This is a genomic window from Timaviella obliquedivisa GSE-PSE-MK23-08B (genome assembly GCA_019358855.1).
Taxonomy (GTDB): domain Bacteria; phylum Cyanobacteriota; class Cyanobacteriia; order Elainellales; family Elainellaceae; genus Timaviella; species Timaviella obliquedivisa.
Genome location: JAHHII010000015.1, coordinates 19973 through 36929, shown reverse-complemented (window position 1 = coordinate 36929; position 16957 = coordinate 19973). Strand labels below are relative to the sequence as shown.

General features: G+C 44.6%; 11 protein-coding genes. 6 read left to right on the top strand and 5 right to left on the bottom strand.

The window, feature by feature from the left end:
- Nucleotides 1-5: 5 nt before the first annotated feature.
- Both KME11_19960 and KME11_19955 read right to left on the bottom strand, forming a co-directional pair.
- Nucleotides 6-4067, bottom strand: coding sequence for a GAF domain-containing protein (locus KME11_19960; protein MBW4517486.1), 4062 nt, complete (start codon nucleotides 4065-4067; stop codon nucleotides 6-8).
- Between the two features lie 709 nt (nucleotides 4068-4776).
- On the bottom strand, nucleotides 4777-5319 hold the full coding sequence (locus KME11_19955) for a GAF domain-containing protein (GenBank protein ID MBW4517485.1): 543 nt from the start codon (nucleotides 5317-5319) through the stop codon (nucleotides 4777-4779).
- Between the two features lie 194 nt (nucleotides 5320-5513).
- On the opposite strand from KME11_19955, the gene KME11_19950 reads away from it, so the two are divergent.
- Nucleotides 5514-5708 (top strand): acetyl-CoA carboxylase biotin carboxyl carrier protein subunit, encoded by a 195-nt coding sequence (locus KME11_19950; GenBank protein MBW4517484.1) that lies wholly within the window; start codon nucleotides 5514-5516, stop codon nucleotides 5706-5708.
- Nucleotides 5709-5817: 109 nt separating this feature from the next.
- The gene (locus tag KME11_19945; protein MBW4517483.1) at nucleotides 5818-6327 is read left to right on the top strand and encodes a DUF2808 domain-containing protein; all 510 of its coding nucleotides are present in this window, start codon (nucleotides 5818-5820) and stop codon (nucleotides 6325-6327) included.
- A gap of 9 nt (nucleotides 6328-6336) precedes the next feature.
- On the opposite strand, the gene KME11_19940 is transcribed toward KME11_19945, so the two are convergent.
- The 3 genes from KME11_19940 to KME11_19930 are packed head-to-tail and all read right to left on the bottom strand — an operon-like array spanning nucleotide 6337 to nucleotide 7798.
- On the bottom strand, nucleotides 6337-7170 hold the full coding sequence (locus KME11_19940) for an aldo/keto reductase (GenBank protein MBW4517482.1): 834 nt from the start codon (nucleotides 7168-7170) through the stop codon (nucleotides 6337-6339).
- Between the two features lie 32 nt (nucleotides 7171-7202).
- Nucleotides 7203-7349 carry a DUF4174 domain-containing protein gene (locus tag KME11_19935; protein MBW4517481.1) on the bottom strand — a complete coding sequence of 49 codons (147 nt, stop codon included), beginning with the start codon at nucleotides 7347-7349 and terminating at the stop codon, nucleotides 7203-7205.
- Complete coding sequence (locus tag KME11_19930) at nucleotides 7325-7798, bottom strand: DUF4174 domain-containing protein (GenBank protein MBW4517480.1); 474 nt, start codon at nucleotides 7796-7798, stop codon at nucleotides 7325-7327. Before KME11_19930 ends, KME11_19935 begins: the two co-directional genes overlap by 25 nt.
- 287 nt (nucleotides 7799-8085) lie before the next feature.
- On the opposite strand from KME11_19930, the gene KME11_19925 reads away from it, so the two are divergent.
- The 4 genes from KME11_19925 to KME11_19910 all read left to right on the top strand — a co-directional run bounded on the left by KME11_19925 (nucleotide 8086) and on the right by KME11_19910 (nucleotide 16956).
- Complete coding sequence (locus KME11_19925) at nucleotides 8086-8799, top strand: alpha/beta hydrolase (protein MBW4517479.1); 714 nt, start codon at nucleotides 8086-8088, stop codon at nucleotides 8797-8799.
- Between the two features lie 52 nt (nucleotides 8800-8851).
- Nucleotides 8852-11293, top strand: coding sequence for a sucrose synthase (locus tag KME11_19920; GenBank protein ID MBW4517478.1), 2442 nt, complete (start codon nucleotides 8852-8854; stop codon nucleotides 11291-11293).
- 97 nt (nucleotides 11294-11390) lie between these two features.
- Nucleotides 11391-14246 (top strand): beta-phosphoglucomutase, encoded by a 2856-nt coding sequence (gene pgmB, locus KME11_19915; GenBank protein ID MBW4517477.1) that lies wholly within the window; start codon nucleotides 11391-11393, stop codon nucleotides 14244-14246.
- A gap of 424 nt (nucleotides 14247-14670) precedes the next feature.
- The gene (locus tag KME11_19910; GenBank protein MBW4517476.1) at nucleotides 14671-16956 is read left to right on the top strand and encodes a GAF domain-containing protein; all 2286 of its coding nucleotides are present in this window, start codon (nucleotides 14671-14673) and stop codon (nucleotides 16954-16956) included.
- Nucleotide 16957: the final 1 nt, after the last annotated feature.

Below are 16957 nucleotides of genomic sequence, written 5' to 3'. Positions count from 1 at the left end.
CTGTCCTAAAAATTCTCTAAGTGCGTTGACTGGGTTAATGTTACTAGCTGGTCAAATTGGTATTTTTCAACCAAATTTTTTAAGCCTGTAATCAGTGAGGTATGCTCAGGGGGAATTTGAGCAATTAGCTTAAGACTCTCGACATCGCTACCTTGAGCGGCAGTAAAACGCATCTGGGCAACCCATGCGGGTGGCATAACGGTTAGGGCGATCGCATCAAGATGATAACTGGGCTCAGGCAATGTTAAGTGGGGGGCAATCACCCCCGGAGCCGCCTCAGGGAACTGTGCATTTAAATGTTTGGATAACACCTCAAGCACTTCCTCAAGCCGGAAGGGTTTACTGACAAAATCATCGCAGCCTGCTGACAAGCTTTCTTGTCGTTGCTCCTCAAAAACACTAGCTGTTAAGGCAATGATTTTGGTAGGAGGACGAAAGGATAAAGCACCGGGAGAATGATGGGTATTGTGCTTCTCCTCTAGTTCCCGAATTTTTTGAGTAGCTTGATAACCATCAACAATGGGCATGTACATGTCCATAAAGATCAGATGGGGTTGCCACTGTTTCCAAATGTCGATCGCAGCTTGACCATTCTCAGCCTCCTGGATTTCAAACCCCAAACTGCTTAGAAGTTTATTTAATAACAAACGATTGAGAAGGTTGTCTTCTACGATTAGAACACGGTGATTGCCTTGTTTTAGCTGAGTGGTAATTGTACTATGGATTGATGAAGATTTTATTGCTGTTTCTGTTACTACCGTTTCAGCGAGCTTGACCTGAATATGAAAGCAAAAACAACTGCCTTTACCTAGTTCACTGCGAACCGTAATTTCGCCACTCATTAATTGCACAAATTGACGACTAATTTGTAGCCCTAGCCCTGTTCCTTCCTGAGATTGCCGTCCTGAACGGGTCTGCTTAAAGGCTTCAAATAAGTCGTCCATCTCGTCTGCTGCAATACCAAAGCCAGTATCTTCGACTTCAAAAAACAAAAGTTGAGACCTAGAATCTGGACATCCTAATTGCAGCACGTTGAGTTCATGGATGGGATTTAAGGGCTCATCAATAACGGGCTGCGTTGTCACTCGCAGCTTAACATAGCCTTGTTCCGTGAACTTAATGGCGTTTCCTAATAGATTAATTAAGATCTGCCGCAGTTTATTTTCATCGGTTTTGATAGGGTGCGGCACGATCGAGTCATAGTCAAAAATAAGCTGTAATCCTTTAGATCGTGCTTTTAGTTGCAGCATATCTTCTAGGCTTTGCAGCATTTTAGACAAGTCAAAAACTGTTTCGTTTAAGGTGATCTGTCCAGCTTCAATTTTAGACATTTCCAATACATCGTTAATCAGACCCAGCAAGTGTCCACCACTTTGGTTAACAATTTCGACCGAGCGATGATGTTTTTCTGGTAATGAAGGATCGCGTTGCATTAGTCGTGTGAAGCCCAGGATTGCGTTAAGAGGAGTGCGGAGTTCGTGACTCATGTTGGCTAGAAACTCGCTTTTAGCCCCATTTGCAGCATCAGCAGCTTCTTTTGCTTGTTTTAGCGCTTGAGCTTGATATTGGGTTTGGGCAAGGAGTTCTGCCTGCTGGACTGCAACCCCTAGTTGAGTGCTAATCTGAGACACCATTTGAATTTCGGCTAGCTGCCATTGACGAGGCTTGGTGTTCTGGTAGGTAGCCAATAATCCCCAAAGCTGACTACCACAAAATATTGGAACAATGATATAAGCGCGTGCTTGAAGCAATTCTAGAAATTCTATGTAGCAAGCGTTGAACCCTTGCTGATAAATATCAGTCACACAGCAGTAATTCGTTTTTTGACGATATGCCCCCCCTTCATTCTCTTGTAAGTAGGTGTCTTGAATTAAAACTTCTGTGCCGTCAAATTGTTTGATAGTGCAGTTGGCTTGATCAGCGGCTCCCTGATTTAACCCGGAACAGGCGATCGGGTCAGGAATCAGTGTTTTCCATAGATTGCCCACTGACTCGGCAACCACTTGTCCACTCCAGTCTGCATTGAATTGATAAATCAACGTGCGATCGCACCCCACTGCTTGCCGTAATTCTTCGGTTGTGGCGTGGAAAATAGTTTTTAGATCAAGAGTTTCCCGCATCCGTTGGAGCACGCGTGCAGATGCCTGCTCTCGCTCGGCGGTTTGGCGAAGAGCCTCTTCGGTTAATTTGCGATCGATGCCCACCGCGATCGCCCTGGCAATAGATGCCATCTCTTTGAGGGTATGTTCAGCTAAAGGGTAACGGGCGAAAATTGCCATGACTCCTAAAAGACGATTTTTAATGGTTAACGGATAGCCCGCAAAAGCAACGATGCCTTCCTGCTCTGCCCATTGAGAATCACTGATATAAGGATCATTCACGACCTCGTTAGTTAAATGGGGCTGGCGGTGTTGGGCAATCCAACCAATTTTGAAATGTCCCACAGGGATGCAGCTATGGTTGCCATCAAGGTGCGTATACATCCCGGCACTCGCCTGTAGAATCAGCATTTGCTCAGAACCGTTGAGTGTCCAGATTCGGGCGAAGGCGGCATTGGCGTGTTTGTGCAAGGCGATCGCACAGCGGTTCAGCAGATCCTGAATAGATTCACCTTCAGTCAGGGCGGTGCCAATGTCTGCCCGTAGCGCTGCCAATTGCATCTGCTGCAACTGTTCTGCTTCTGCTTGTTTTTGCTCAGTAATATCGTAAATGATGCTGAGAAGGCAGCATTCTCCCTGAATTTCAATCTTTTCAAAGGAGGACATGCCTTCTCGAACTTCGCCAGAGCGAGTCCGAAAGGGAGCATTTAGCTGCATTGATTGCTGCTGTAAGCCTTGAATTAAGCGATCGCGGTCGGCTGGGTTTGCCCAAATTTGCAACTCAGCCGCGGTGCGACCGATCACTTCCTCCCGGCTATAGCCAAACAAGTTTAGAAAGCTGGTATTAACATCTAAAATTTGTCCTGCTTTGAGAGTTGAAATACAAGAGGCGACGGGGTTTGAATGAAAAGCTTTAGAAAACTGCTCTTGGCTCTGCTGCAATAACGCCTCTGCAACAACCCGTTCCTCAATTTCAGTTTCCAAAGCAACATTGACAGCCACTAGTTCAGCCGTTCGGTCTGCCACCCGAAACTCTAGTTCTTCATAAGCACGATGTTTCTCATCTTCTGCCCATTGTCGTTGCAGTTCAGTGGCTGCCCGCACTGCAAACACGCTGAACAAAGCGCGAGTGCGATCGTCGATGAGGAAAGGTTTGACATCAAAAACACAGAGTTGACCAATTGCCTTCTGGTTGGTATCTAACAAAGGCACACCCATGTAGCTTTCGGCTCCCATTTCCTGAAGCCGGAGTGCATCAGTATGCTGTTGCAACGGGTCAAGATAAGCAGACAACGACTTACTTATCATCGTCACCCCACATTGAGTACCAGACGATCTGTACTCAATGTTTTCTACTAACTTTCCATTTGACCACCGGGCAAGGCTGCGCAACGTCTGTCCATCATCAACTGCCTCACAAACCATGACATAAGCCACATCAAGGGCGATCGCCAAGTTTTGCACCAAGGCGGCAAAGAAATCATTTCCAGTCACTGCGGCTGTTCCGGCAACAATCATCCGCAGGGTTTCTTCGGTTCGCTGGCGTTCTGCTACCTGCTTCTCTAGTTCGCGGTTAAGCGTTTCTAATTGTTCTGGCGTTTGTAGTGCCAGAAACTGAGGCAACAGTTCAATCAATTGCAAGGCGGTATAACAAGAAACTAGTGCAGTGATCGCCTGTACTACGCCAGAAACCCAATAAGCCGGATACCAGAGTGTCAAAATATTAAGGAGGTGCCCTGTGCCACAAAGGACAATGAAAGCCCCAAATAGCAGAAACACTCTAGAGAATGGGATATCGCCTCTCTTGCAGACAAAGTAGACAAGCATGGCTGGAATGGAAAAGTAGGCAACGGCTATGAGAGCATCGCTCACAAGGTGCAGTCCTACTAAAGGCATCTGCCACAAATAACAATGTCCATGAGGAATGTATTGACTAGGTAACAGAAGATTTTTGACCAGTTCTAGCATGTTCTTCTTAGTAGAAAAGGAACTTCGAGATATCAACGACAGCTAGGAAAACACGATTTAATTGAATGCTTGTAGCAGGAGACAATGCTTATTGAAGTATGCCCAATTTGGTTTTCGCTAGCACTAAACCACTCAAATAAGGGTTATTTATAACTAACATAGAGTTATCATCTACATAAATAAAATATGACCTTTACCTTACAGGCTATCTCTTCAAATTCATACCTTGCATCAGTACAATTTAAATCTCCTTTATAATTGATACGTTCAAAACGTAAGTCAGTGGCACTGCCTAACGTTTTAGTATCTCTAAATTTTGGTGTGAAAAGTTGGTTTCCCCATCATTAACTAGGGAAGAGGTCAGGAGTTATGCTAAGGCGAGATCACTAGCCTCTCTCTCTGAGTTCTCTTCTAGAGGAGAGAGGTTTTGAGCGGGTCGGTACGTTTATGTGCCCTGCTAAATTATGCATAAATCGCTGAACTGAGAGAATGAATTCTTAGTCGAAGCAATTTTAGTCTAGGAGCGGATTGTACCGTTCTTGTTAGCCTCTATCCCTCCAAAGGGAACTCTAGCGAAGAAACTTTTTTCGTTGGTAGGTTAAGTGGTTCTATGCTAATGCGCGACACGATCCTTCCTGGCTACTCCACTACTGAGAAACTGAGCAAATAGAACGGATAAACCAAGGCAGTGACTTTTACTCTCTAGGTATTACGTTCGGAGTCTAGCTGTTTCACCATAGCGCACCACAAAGGGTCTGACTTGTTTAATGACTCGAGCCACTATCTGCCGATCGATCTCGCTCCAAATTCTAGGTTGACCAAAAATGCAGGGCTGTAAAATACCTCGCAGGGTGCCATCCTGGCAAATGTGCGCATGTATTAAGGCTCGATGCCCAAAGTTGGCGCGCTCAAACTCTACATTAAGTACGTCTGCCCCTGTTGTATCCACATCCTCGACAAAAATAGAAGGATCTGTCCGTAACGCTGCTGCAAACATTGGATCATCCTTTTCCCAAGGTTGTTCTATTTCCCAATGCTCGGTCGCAAGGTCGGGAAACTGGAGGCTACGTCGCCAGCAAAAGACGCGGCTCAGTCGAGTAGCAGGTTGACGCACGACTAGAAAACAGCGATCGGCTTGCAGAACCTTGCATACGGTTGGCAGTAAGGCTTCAAACAAAGCTTCTGGCTCATCATAGCTAGAAAATACAGCGTCTAGGGGAGCAGTTAACTGAGTAAAATCAGATGGGGTCATCAGTGTTAATAGATTAGTGCCGAGAGCGTACTATTATTATAATTTTCAATCATCTTGCTAGTTTAAAGTATAGATTATTCTCTAGATTCGTACCAATCTGATCTGTTCTCTAGACCAGGCTTTTTAAGTATCCTCGCCAACTACGGAGATGGGAAATATCCGGAGCATCAGCGATCGCAAACGATTCACAATGAGTGAAGTGTCGCGTTGCTGAGGGCGATCGCCTAGTCATTTTAGAAGCTATGAAAATGGGAATTGCTGTATTCGCTGATCGTGCCGGAATGGTGACAGAGATATTTTGTCAGATCGGGCAACTCGTAACGGCTGGACAACTTTTGGTCGTGATTCAACCCAACTCAATCCTAAATAAGTGTAGAGGCGATCGCTAGAATAAACGTACAACATCCTATTCTTAATTAATCTATGCGGTTTCCTTCTTGGTTTAGTCTAGCGATCGCCTCAACCTGTAGTAGCATTCTTCTGCACAACGCTTTTGTTATGTCCTCTCAAGCGGTGCAACTGCGAGATGGCAAAGTCTACTTTGTTCATCCTCCCAGCTTAGTAAATGTTGCAACGACCGAAAGGCAGACTTCTGCTTCAAGCGCGTCTTACTATTTCACTTTGAGTATCCCAGAAGATGCAGGAGAACCTTTACAGAAAGTGGTCATTGCTCAGCGCGATGGTTCGACTCGGGCACGCTTAGTACAATTTGATGCCGAAGACAGCCGAGCTTTTGTTGGAACAAGGCGCGATCGGGGAGACGAACTTAATCTAGGCGAAAATTACTTTGATCGGGATGCCCAAACCCTCTCAATTGTCTTTGATCCTCCGGTTTCTCCTGGCAACACCGTAACCTTAGAATTACAGCCCAGACGAAATCCTAGACGAGATGGTGTGTACTTATTTGGAGTGACCGCTTATCCTCCAGGGACTGCTCCTTATGGGCAGTTTTTAGGCTATGGTAGGCTGCAATTTGATGGGAGCGATCGCTCATTTCCGTTTTTTTAGAGAGTTGCCTTAAAGCATTTCTAAAGGCACAGAATGGGTAGGTACGGGAAAGGCAGTTTCTAGAATATTGAGTTCTTCAGCGCTCAATTTCAAATCTAGGGCAGCCCGATTTTGCCCTACATGATCAACGTGACTAGATTTGGGAATCACAATCACGTTGTCTTGGTGTAACAACCAGGCGATCGCTATTTGTGCCGTAGATACTCCTCTTTCTTGCGCGATCGCCTTAAGTGTCCTGCTATTCAGCAAGCGCCCTTGTTCTATGGGAGAATACGCCATGATTGGAATATTCTGTTGCCGACACCAGGGCAGTAAGTTTTGCTCAATGCCGCGCCGCGTAAGATTGTAGAGGACTTGGTTTGTCACAATGCCGTTTCCACCCTTCAATGAAACGGCTCCCTGCATCTCTGCGACATCAAAATTGCTCACGCCATAACTCCGAATTTTTCCAGATTGTTGAAGTGTCTGGAACGCTTCCAACGTCTCTGTCAACGGCACCGAACCCCGCCAATGTAACAAATAAAGATCAAGGTAATCAGTTTTCAATCGCTTCAGGCTTCGTTCGCAAGCCGCTATTACTCCTCGTTTAGAAGCATTGTAAGGATAAACTTTGCTAACTAAAAAAACTTCTGCTCGACGGTTAGCGATCGCCTCTGCAATGACTTCCTCTGCCCCTCCTTCTCCATACATTTCAGCCGTGTCAATGAGAGAAAGTCCTAGCTCTAATCCATGGCGCAGAGCCTTAATTTCACTCTGGCGATCGCCCATATCCTCGCCCATTTGCCAAGTCCCCATCCCTAGAATAGGAATGTCTTGTCCAGAAATCAGTTTGAGAGTTTGCATCGTTGTTATCCTTTCCCTATAAGCGATTCAAGCTACTGACGATCGCGCATTTCTTGCTGACGCATGGGCATAGCATCAATCGTGCGAAAAATCGTGGCTGGATCGATTGGTGTTTGACTTCGTTGCTTTTCAGTACCATCTTTACCAACTAAAATTACCGTAAACTTCCCTGGGGCAATTCCAAAGTGTTGCCTGAGAGAATGTCTGAGAAGTTTAGATTGCTTCCGATCCGCCCCCTAAATCCCCCATTCTGGGAGACTTTGAAGGAGCATTGGTTCGGAAGTCCCCCAGAATGGGCTGGGGGGCAAGTATAAGAATCTTTGATACTTCTCAGACATCCTCTGAGTTTCTCAACCGATGCAGAAGAAATGGGCTGCCCACCAACCTGACCAGCGCTTCCTAACACCTCTACTAGCTTCAGTTCTCGCTCTTGGACACCTTCTTCATCCCAGTATGCCATCTGCTGCTGGTAGGCAGGCGATCGTTCGAAGGGTGCAAAAATTAGTAAAATTCGATGCTCCCACTGATAGTCAGCTAAAACAAAATTTATCTCTGGATGATTCACTGATAGAGCCGGAGTAAGGGTTTTGGATTGTGGCGAGTAGCTGAAAGGTTCTGATGAGGTCATATAGGCTCTCAGGCGAAGAAGAACTACAGGACTGAAGAAAAACCAGGAAGACGGCAGGAACAAATAACTGCTGCATTTTTCAAATTGAAGCTGACTGTTGATTGTGTTTAAGATTTAATTGTGTCTAAAATTGTAATGAGATCACTGAAGATTGATCTAACTCTAAAGTAAGAATGCTCGCAATTTTGTGCGTTTGTCGCTCCTCACAAGATACTCAAGGCGATAGCGTATATTGCTAATAAGCCAATTTTTTAAATTTATTCAAATTATTCAAAGAGGATTTATTAATGAACATTAAAGAAAACTACAAGGAGAGACTATTTTCTATTACAGCCGATCGCATTTATTTAGAAGGCGATTTGGTCATCCCTCTTCAGGCAGAAAGTTTAATTATATTAGTGCATAGTACTAATAAAGGTCGATATAGTCAAAGTAGCCAACGTATTGCAGCAGTTTTACATCAGGCTGGGTTAGCAACGTTAATCATTAGCTTGTTGACATTACATGAAGAGGCTAGCGATCGCAACACTAAATATTTGCTTTTCAATGCAAATTTGTTGGCTGAACGTTTAGGAGGAGCGACTGATTGGTTATCTTTATATCCTGCTACTCAAGGTTTGAGAATGGGTTATTTCGGGAGCGGGATTGAGGCTGGTGCTGCTATCCTGGCAGCGGCAAAAAAACCAAGCCGAGTCGGGGCGATCGCTTGCTTGGGAGGACGGCTAGATTTAGCGAACGCCGTTTTGTCCAACGTTCAGTCACCGACCCTGTTAATGGTAGCCGAAGACGATGCCCGTGCCCAGCATGTTAACCAAGATGCATTGGAAAAAATTCATGCACAAAAACAACTTGAGACGATCGCTGGAGCAAGTTATTTAAGCGAGAATTCTGAAGCGTTGAATAAAGTGGCAAACTTAGCAACTCAATGGTTTAAGCAGTATTTGGTTTCTACTGAGCCAATAGTTGAGGCACAACGAATAGAGTCTTTTGTAAAAAAATGATCGATGCACAAAAACAACTAGAGATGGTTGTTAAAGCAAGGAACTCACTACCATGCATGACTTAATTCAGAATGTTCTCTCCAGAGAGGAACAAGTTGATCTCCTTCAGTTAATTGATGTATTAAGAGATTCGGGCAAACGGTACTTCTTGAGAAATGAAATCTTGCAAACATTCTCGGACTATTGCCACCAGGCTCAAAAGCCGACCTATTTTTATCACACCTCTGTGTTAGGAAAGTTACTCCACTTTGTTCATGAATTGATTCTGGCAGAGAAGAATATCTGGGTGCTGGTGCGTCCTTGGGTTGCTAGTCAGGAGATTTGGAGCTTGAATAACGACTTGACTCAGCTTGAACAAAGAACCCCACAGGCGTTGCTGAAGATGCGCGACTCTTTAGTAAAAACAAGTAGAGAAGCAGAGGGCGATCGTTCATTAGAATCTGAACCGAGGATTCTAGAAATTGATATGCATCCTTTCTACGAAAAAGCTCCGACTATTCATGATCCTCGGACAATTGGGCAGGGGCTAGAGGTACTCAATCGTCATTTGTGTAACCAGGTTTTAAGCGATCCGCAGTATTGGTTGAATGCACTGTTTCAGGTTTTGAAACAGCATCAATACGATAATATATCGCTGATGATCAACGATAAAATTCACTCTAGCGAACAGTTAATTGAACGAGTCAAACAGGCTTTAGAGGTTTTGAGCGATCGCCCTGCTAATCAACCCTGCGAAGCGTTTCGGAAACCTCTCCAGGAGCTTGGATTTGAACCGGGTTGGGGAAATAACACGGCTCGTGTGCAGGAGAGCCTAGAGCTTTTAAATCATCTCGTTCTAAATCCTGAACCTGCTATCCTAGAAGCCTTTATGGCTCGTATTCCAGCAGTCTTTCGGGTTGTCTTGGTTTCTATTCATGGATGGGTTGCCCAAGAAGGAACTCGTAAACGACCTGAGGTTACGGGACAGGTGGTTTATGTGTTAGAGCAAGCCGCTAGTTTAGAGCATTACCTCTGGGAAGAGATTGAATTAGCAGGCTTGGGTGGGCTAGGAATCCAACCGGATGTGGTGATTTTGACGCGGCTCATTCCTAATTGTGACGGCACCCACTGCAATATGCCGTTAGAAAAAATTCACGGCACTCAAAATGCTTGGATTTTGCGAGTTCCCTTTCACGTAGAAGATGCCCATAACCCATTGATTCAACACTGGATTCCTAAATCCGAAATTTGGCCCTATCTCGAAACTTTTGCAGTTGATGCAGAAAAAGAACTGCTGGCTCACTTTCACGATCGCCCCGGACTCATTATTGGCAATTATAGTGACGGTAATTTAGTGGCTTCTTTGTTGGCGCGTCGGCTCAATGTAACGCATTGCACGATCGCTCATACACTAGAAAAGCCTCGGTATTTATTTAGCGATATGTATTGGCAAGAAATGGAGGCAGAGCATCACTTTTCATCTCAGTTTACTGCCGATTTAATTAGTATGAATGCCGCTGATTTTATTATTACCTCTTCTTATCAAGAAATTGTCGGTACACCCGATACGCTGGGGCAGTACGAATCCTATAAATGCTTTAGTCTGCCCCATTTATATCATGTCATTGATGGCATTAACTTGTTTAGTCCCAAATTTAATCGAGTTCCTCCAGGAGTCAACGAGCAATTATTTTTCCCTTATAGTCGAACGGGCGATCGCATTCCTGCTGTGCGGGCACGAGTCCATGATCTTCTTTTTACTCAAGAAGATCCGCACATTGTAGGACATTTTAACGACCTCAGTAAAACTCCTATTCTTGCGATCGCTCCTTTAGTCTCTGCTAAAAACTTCAAAGGACTGGTCGAATGCTTTGGGAGGAGCCAGCCACTCCGATCGCAATGCAACCTCATTTTAATAACTCATACGTTAGATGCTTCCCAAGCAAACTCTGTTGAGGAAGCAGAAGCGATCGTTCAACTGCACCAGATTATTCAGCAGTATGGTCTAGATGGCAGCGTCCGTTGGATTGGTACGTCTTTGCCAGGGGTAGACCTGGGCGAGATCTACCGAATTATTGCTGATTATCGGGGTATATTTGTTCACTTTACTCACTTTGCTGCATTTGGTCGCACGGTTTTAGAGGCAATGAGTTCTGGACTACCGACCTTTGTCAGTGAATTTGGTGGCTCGTTAGAAATTTTGGGAGATGCCCATGATCACTTTCATCTTAACCCTACGGATCTAGAGGGAACTTCAAAGCGAATTTTAGACTTTTTTGACCAGTGCAATTTAGACCCTCACTATTGGCAAGATAATTCTGATTGGGCAGTCCAGCAAATTCAAAATCATTACAATTGGCAGTTACACACGCGACATCTACTTTTGTTAGCAAAAATGTATAGTTTTTGGAACTTTGTTTTTCAGGACGATCGCCAGGAATTGCTGCATTATCTAGACACTCTATTTCACTTAGTTTATAAACCTAGGGCTGAAACGATTCTTAAGCAATTGTAGAGTTTTTTCTTCTCGGCTTCTCAGTGAAACGAGAAGAGGAAAACGAAAGGATAAAGAAACTGATCTATCAATGAACTGTTAGTGAAAGCCAATTCTCATGAACAATCAACCGTTGATTCAATCTCTTCAGTACAGCGAGTGGACAATCTGTGAAACTCAGTTTGACCTAGATAAATTACAGGCTAGAGAAACAGTTTTTACCCTGGGTAATGGTTACTTAGGAACAAGGGGCAGCTTTGAAGAAGGCTATCCGGCTGCGGTACCGGGAACTTTGATTTGTGGTGTGTACGATGATGTGCCCGTTTTTTATAGTGAATTGGCTAATTGTCCAGATTGGCTCCCATTGATAGTTGTCGTTGATGGCGATCGCTTCCGGCTAGATCAAGGCGAAATCCTAAATTATAAACGGCAAATAGATCTGCGCTATGGCGTTGTTAGTCGGGAAGTTCGATGGCGAAGTCCGGGTGGTAAAACTCTAGACCTAAATTTTGAACGCTTTGCTAGTCTTGCTGATGAGCATGTTCTAGGGCTGCGTGTTCAGATAACACCTGTTGATTGTGATAGCGTTATTGAAATTCAAACCAGCCTTAATGGATATCCTGAAAATCAAGGTTTTAGCCACTGGGAACGACTTGACCAAGGTAAGGTTGAATCAGGGATCTGGCTTCATCTTCGGACTCGTAGCTCTCGCATTGAATTGGGGATGGCAATGAGTATGACGTTAACTGGATCTGATTTTTCCTTACAAATCAGCAATCCTCCGGGCTACCCAACTTTGAGTACCACGGTTTCGGCTTCGTCGGGGCAAACCATAACGGTAGAGAAGCGAGTCACTGTTTTTACCTCACGAGAAGTTGAAAAGCCAGTTCAAGCGGCTCAAGCGAAGCTAGCAATATTGCCCGACTATGCCTCTCTACTCCAAGCTCATCAGCAAGCATGGGATCAGGTTTGGCAAAAGAGCGATGTGATCATTGAGGGCGATCGCTCTGCTCAAGCAGCAGTTCGCTACAATCTTTTTCAGTTACTCATCAGCGCTCCTCGCCACACCGATCGCTTTAGCATTCCTGCTAAAACGCTCTCAGGTTTTGGTTACCGAGGACATGTTTTTTGGGATACTGAAATTTTCATCCTGCCTTTTTTCACCTTTACACAACCCACTCTTGCCCGTAATTTACTAACCTATCGTTACCATACCCTGAATGGTGCTCGGCGCAAGGCTAAGCACTATGGATATAAGGGGGCAATGTTTGCTTGGGAAAGCGCCGAAACGGGTGATGAAGTGACTCCTCGGTGGTTGCCGCCTCAAAATGATCTGTATGGGGAAGATATCAGAATTTGGTGCCGCGATCGCGAAATTCATATTAGCGCTGACATCGTCTATGGAGCATGGTATTACTGGCAAGCTACAGAAGATGATGAATGGATGCGAGACTACGGGGCAGAAATTATTTTTGATACGGCTGTGTTCTGGATGAGTCGGGTTGAATGGAACACTAAAGAGGAACGTTATGAGATTCGGGAGGTGATTGGAGCCGATGAATACCATGAGTATGTTAGTAACAATGCGTTTACCAACCGTATGGTGCAATGGCATCTACAAAAAGCAATCTTTGTTTACGACTGGCTACGTCAAAAATTTCCAGAGCAATCTACTGTATTAGAACAAAAACTTCAGCTTACCTCAGAACGTCGAATTCGGTGGCAAGATCTTGTTACCTATATCTGGATTCCAACTGATTCTGTGACGGGTTTGATTGAACAATTTGAAGGTTTTTTTGAGCTTAAAGATATTCAATTGGCAGACTATGAGCCGCGTCGTCAGTCTATGCAGGCTATTTTGGGTTTGGCTGAAATCAACCAACGGCAAGTGTTGAAGCAGCCAGATGTATTGATGCTGTTCTACTTAATGCGATTTTCTCAAGAATTTCCTTACAGCAAAATTGCGTTACAAAAAAATTGGAATTACTATGCTCCACGAACTGATATTGCCTACGGCTCATCTTTAGGGCCTGCAATTCACGCTATCCTGGCTTCAGATTTGGGTGAAGATAGCTACAGTCAATTTATGCAGGCTGCAATGATTGACCTTGAGGATACTCGTCAAAATGCGAAAGAAGGAATTCATGGCGCAGCGGCAGGCGGAATTTGGCAAGCTGTTGTATTTGGGTTTGGAGGCGTTCAATGGGTTGAAAACCAACTGGTAGCCCAGGCTCGCTTGCCCTCTCATTGGACTCGTTTAAAGTTTCAACTGCACTGGCGCAACCAATGGCACGAATTTGATCTCTGCCCCACAAACTCTCCTCAGATTCGAGGAGTTATCTTTGATCTAGATGGTGTGCTTACTGATACAGCAGAGTATCATTATCAATCTTGGCAGCGGCTAGCAGACGAGGTAGGACTGCCTTTTAGCCGTCAAGCCAATGAAGCACTGCGCGGTGTGCCTCGTCGGGAGTCACTGTTGTCCATTATTGGCGATCGCCCTTTTTCAGAAGATCAAATTCAGGAGATGATGGCGCGGAAAAATCGATTTTATGAAGAGTTTGTTCAAAAAATTACACCCCATGATTTACTGCCTGGAGCGCTTGAACTGATAGAGGAACTGCGGCAAGCTGGTATTAAAGTTGCGATCGGCTCAGCCAGTAAGAACGCTCGAACTGTTGTGGAACAGCTGGGCATTACTGATTTTATAGATGCGATCGCCGATGGCTACAGCGTAGAACATTCCAAACCTGCGCCCGATCTTTTTTTGTACGCCGCTCAGCAACTCGGACTACTCCCAGCCAGTTGCCTTGTCGTCGAAGATGCTGCATCAGGAATTGAGGCGGCATTAGCAGCAGGAATGGCAACGGTGGGGCTAGGGCCCCCGGAGCGAGTGGGGGCAGCGGCTGTAGTTTTACCTAATTTAGTAGGAGTTCATTTTTTAGACTTATTGACTACACCCCAATCAGCTTAGGCTGTCGTTGCGGAGTCAATTTCTTAGAGCAGACAGGTACCAAAGATAAGCGGCTATACTCTTCAAAATTTGGCATTTCTGACCAACAAGAGCGACAGAACCAAGCTAGCGATCCATGTTGGATATGGCGTAAGAGGGTGTTAGAGCAACAAGGACAAGTAGACATTAGTTTTTACAGGAGTTTTTAAGAAGGGGTTGAAAAAATTTCGTTAAATTAAATTAAAATCTTTCTTACCCCTTCAGAGTATTCCCAAAACTTGAGGAACCTGTGAGGAAATTGAGGTTAATTTTGATGAACTTTACTTTAAAGGTGACTTTCCTTTTTAGTTAAAGAATTAAAACGAGAAATTGCAGTATTCTACAGCTAGGGCGATCGCCCCCACTGCGAATTGCTACAATGCCAGTTTATAGAAGTCTGTGGCCTATGACATTTAGCATGGGTAATCTAGCCCAAACTCCCGATTTAACCCAGTATGCTCGCGAACCTGTTCGCACTCCTGGTTCAATCCAACCCCATGGTGTTCTATTTGTTCTTCAGGAACCTCAGCTAACTGTCCTTCAAGTTAGCCATAACACTTTCGAGTTTATTGGGCGACATCCTCACGAATTACTCAATCAACCCTTGGCAACGGTTCTGGATAGTCAGCATTTAGACATGCTTCAGAACTGTCTGTTAAAAGATTTTGAGAGTATTAATCCACTCAAAATATCAATAACAAATGAAGAAGAACTGCTATCCTTCGATGGAATAATTCATCGTCATGATGGAGTCTTACTGCTGGAGCTAGAGCCGAACCCAGTTCGACAAAATAGCAATTTCTTTAGTTTCTATCATCAAACTAAAAGCTCAATCGACCAGATTCAAAAAGCATCTACTCTTCAGCAGATGAGCCAAATTGTAGTCGAAGAAATTCGCAAAGTTACCGGGTTCGATCGCGTCATGATCTACCGATTTGATCCTCAAGGTGCAGGAGTTGTGACGGCTGAAGATAAGGCAGATAGGCTGAATACTTGGTTGGGCTTACACTACCCAGCTTTTGATATTCCGCTTGAAGCAAGAGAACTCTTTATCCTCAATGCTCTTCGGTTTATTCCTGATGTTGAGCAACTGCCGACTCCTATAGTGCCAATCGCTAATCCTATGACTCAGCGATCGCTAGATTTGGGCAAGGCAATTTTACGCAGTGCCTCGTCTTGCCACCTGGAATATTTGCACAATATGGGAGTTAAGGCTTCCATGACAATTTCGTTAATTCGCGATCGTCAATTATGGGGCTTAATTGCCTGTCATCATTATTCATCGTCTAAGCATTTAACCTATGAAGTCCGCACTATCTGCGAATTTCTGGGTCAAATTATGTCTTTAGAACTGGGAACTAAAGCTGACCATGAAGATCGTGAATACAGAATAAAATTGCAATCTTTGCAGCCCGAATTTGTTCAATGTCTCACCCAAGCAGATAATTTGCTCGCAGGTTTAGTCCAATCATCCTCAAATTTATTGCAACTCGTCAGTGCTTCAGGAGTTGCCATTTGTTGGGATGACGAAATTACGCTAGTAGGACAAACTCCCCAGCTAGAGAGCGTTCAAGCCCTACTGACTTGGCTCACACCACAAATTTCTAATAACATTTTTCATACCCATGAGTTGCCGAAACTCTATCCTGCTGCGGCATCTTTTCAGGCATCTGCCAGTGGGGTGTTAGCATTAGCAATTTCCCAAACTCGCAAAAGCTATATCTTATGGTTTCGTCCTGAAGTGACCCAAACCGTTAGCTGGAGCGGCGATCCTCAGCAGAACTTTACCCAAGAAGCAGGTGAAGCGCGGCTATCTCCCCGCAGATCTTTTGAACTTTGGCAAGAAATTGTGCGAAGCACGGCGCTACCTTGGAAACCCTGTGAGCTTGAGGCAGTTGCTGATTTAAGGGGCGTAATTGTTGGGGTTGTCCTTCGCCAAGCTGATGAATTAGCCCGGATCAATGTGGAGCTAGAGCGCACTAACGATGAGTTAGATGCGTTTGCCTACATTGCCTCCCACGACCTCAAGGAACCCTTGCGAGGAATTCATAATTACTCCAGCTTTTTAATCGAAGATTATGCCGATATCCTTAACGAAGAAGGTGTTGCTAAACTGCAAACTTTGATGCGACTGACTCAACGCATGGAAGACTTAATCAATTCTTTGCTGCACTTCTCCCGTTTAGGACGAATCGAATTATTGCTGAAAGATACTGACCTGAATCAGATCATCAGCCAAGTAGAGTCGGTTGTAAAAATTAGCCAGCCCGATACCCCGATCGCCATTCACATTCCCCGGTCTTTACCCGCTATCTACTGTGATCCGGTACAGATCAATGAGTTGTTCACCAACTTAATCAGCAATGCTATTAAATATAATGATCAACCTGAAAAACAAGTTGAAATAGGTTATTTGACAATGGCAGAATTGCCTGAGCAGAATCCGGTTAGTAAAATATCTTCCTCTGTGCTTGTGCTTTATGTTAAAGATAATGGTATTGGCATCCGAGAGAAGTATCTAGATAGCATTTTTCGCATCTTCAAACGCTTGCACGGACAGGCTCATTATGGTGGTGGTACAGGCGTTGGGCTGACAATCTCTAAGAAAATTGTGGAGCGTCATGGGGGTAAAATTTGGGTAGAATCGACCTATGGACTGGGCAGCACATTTTACTTCACGTTAGCAGGTTAAA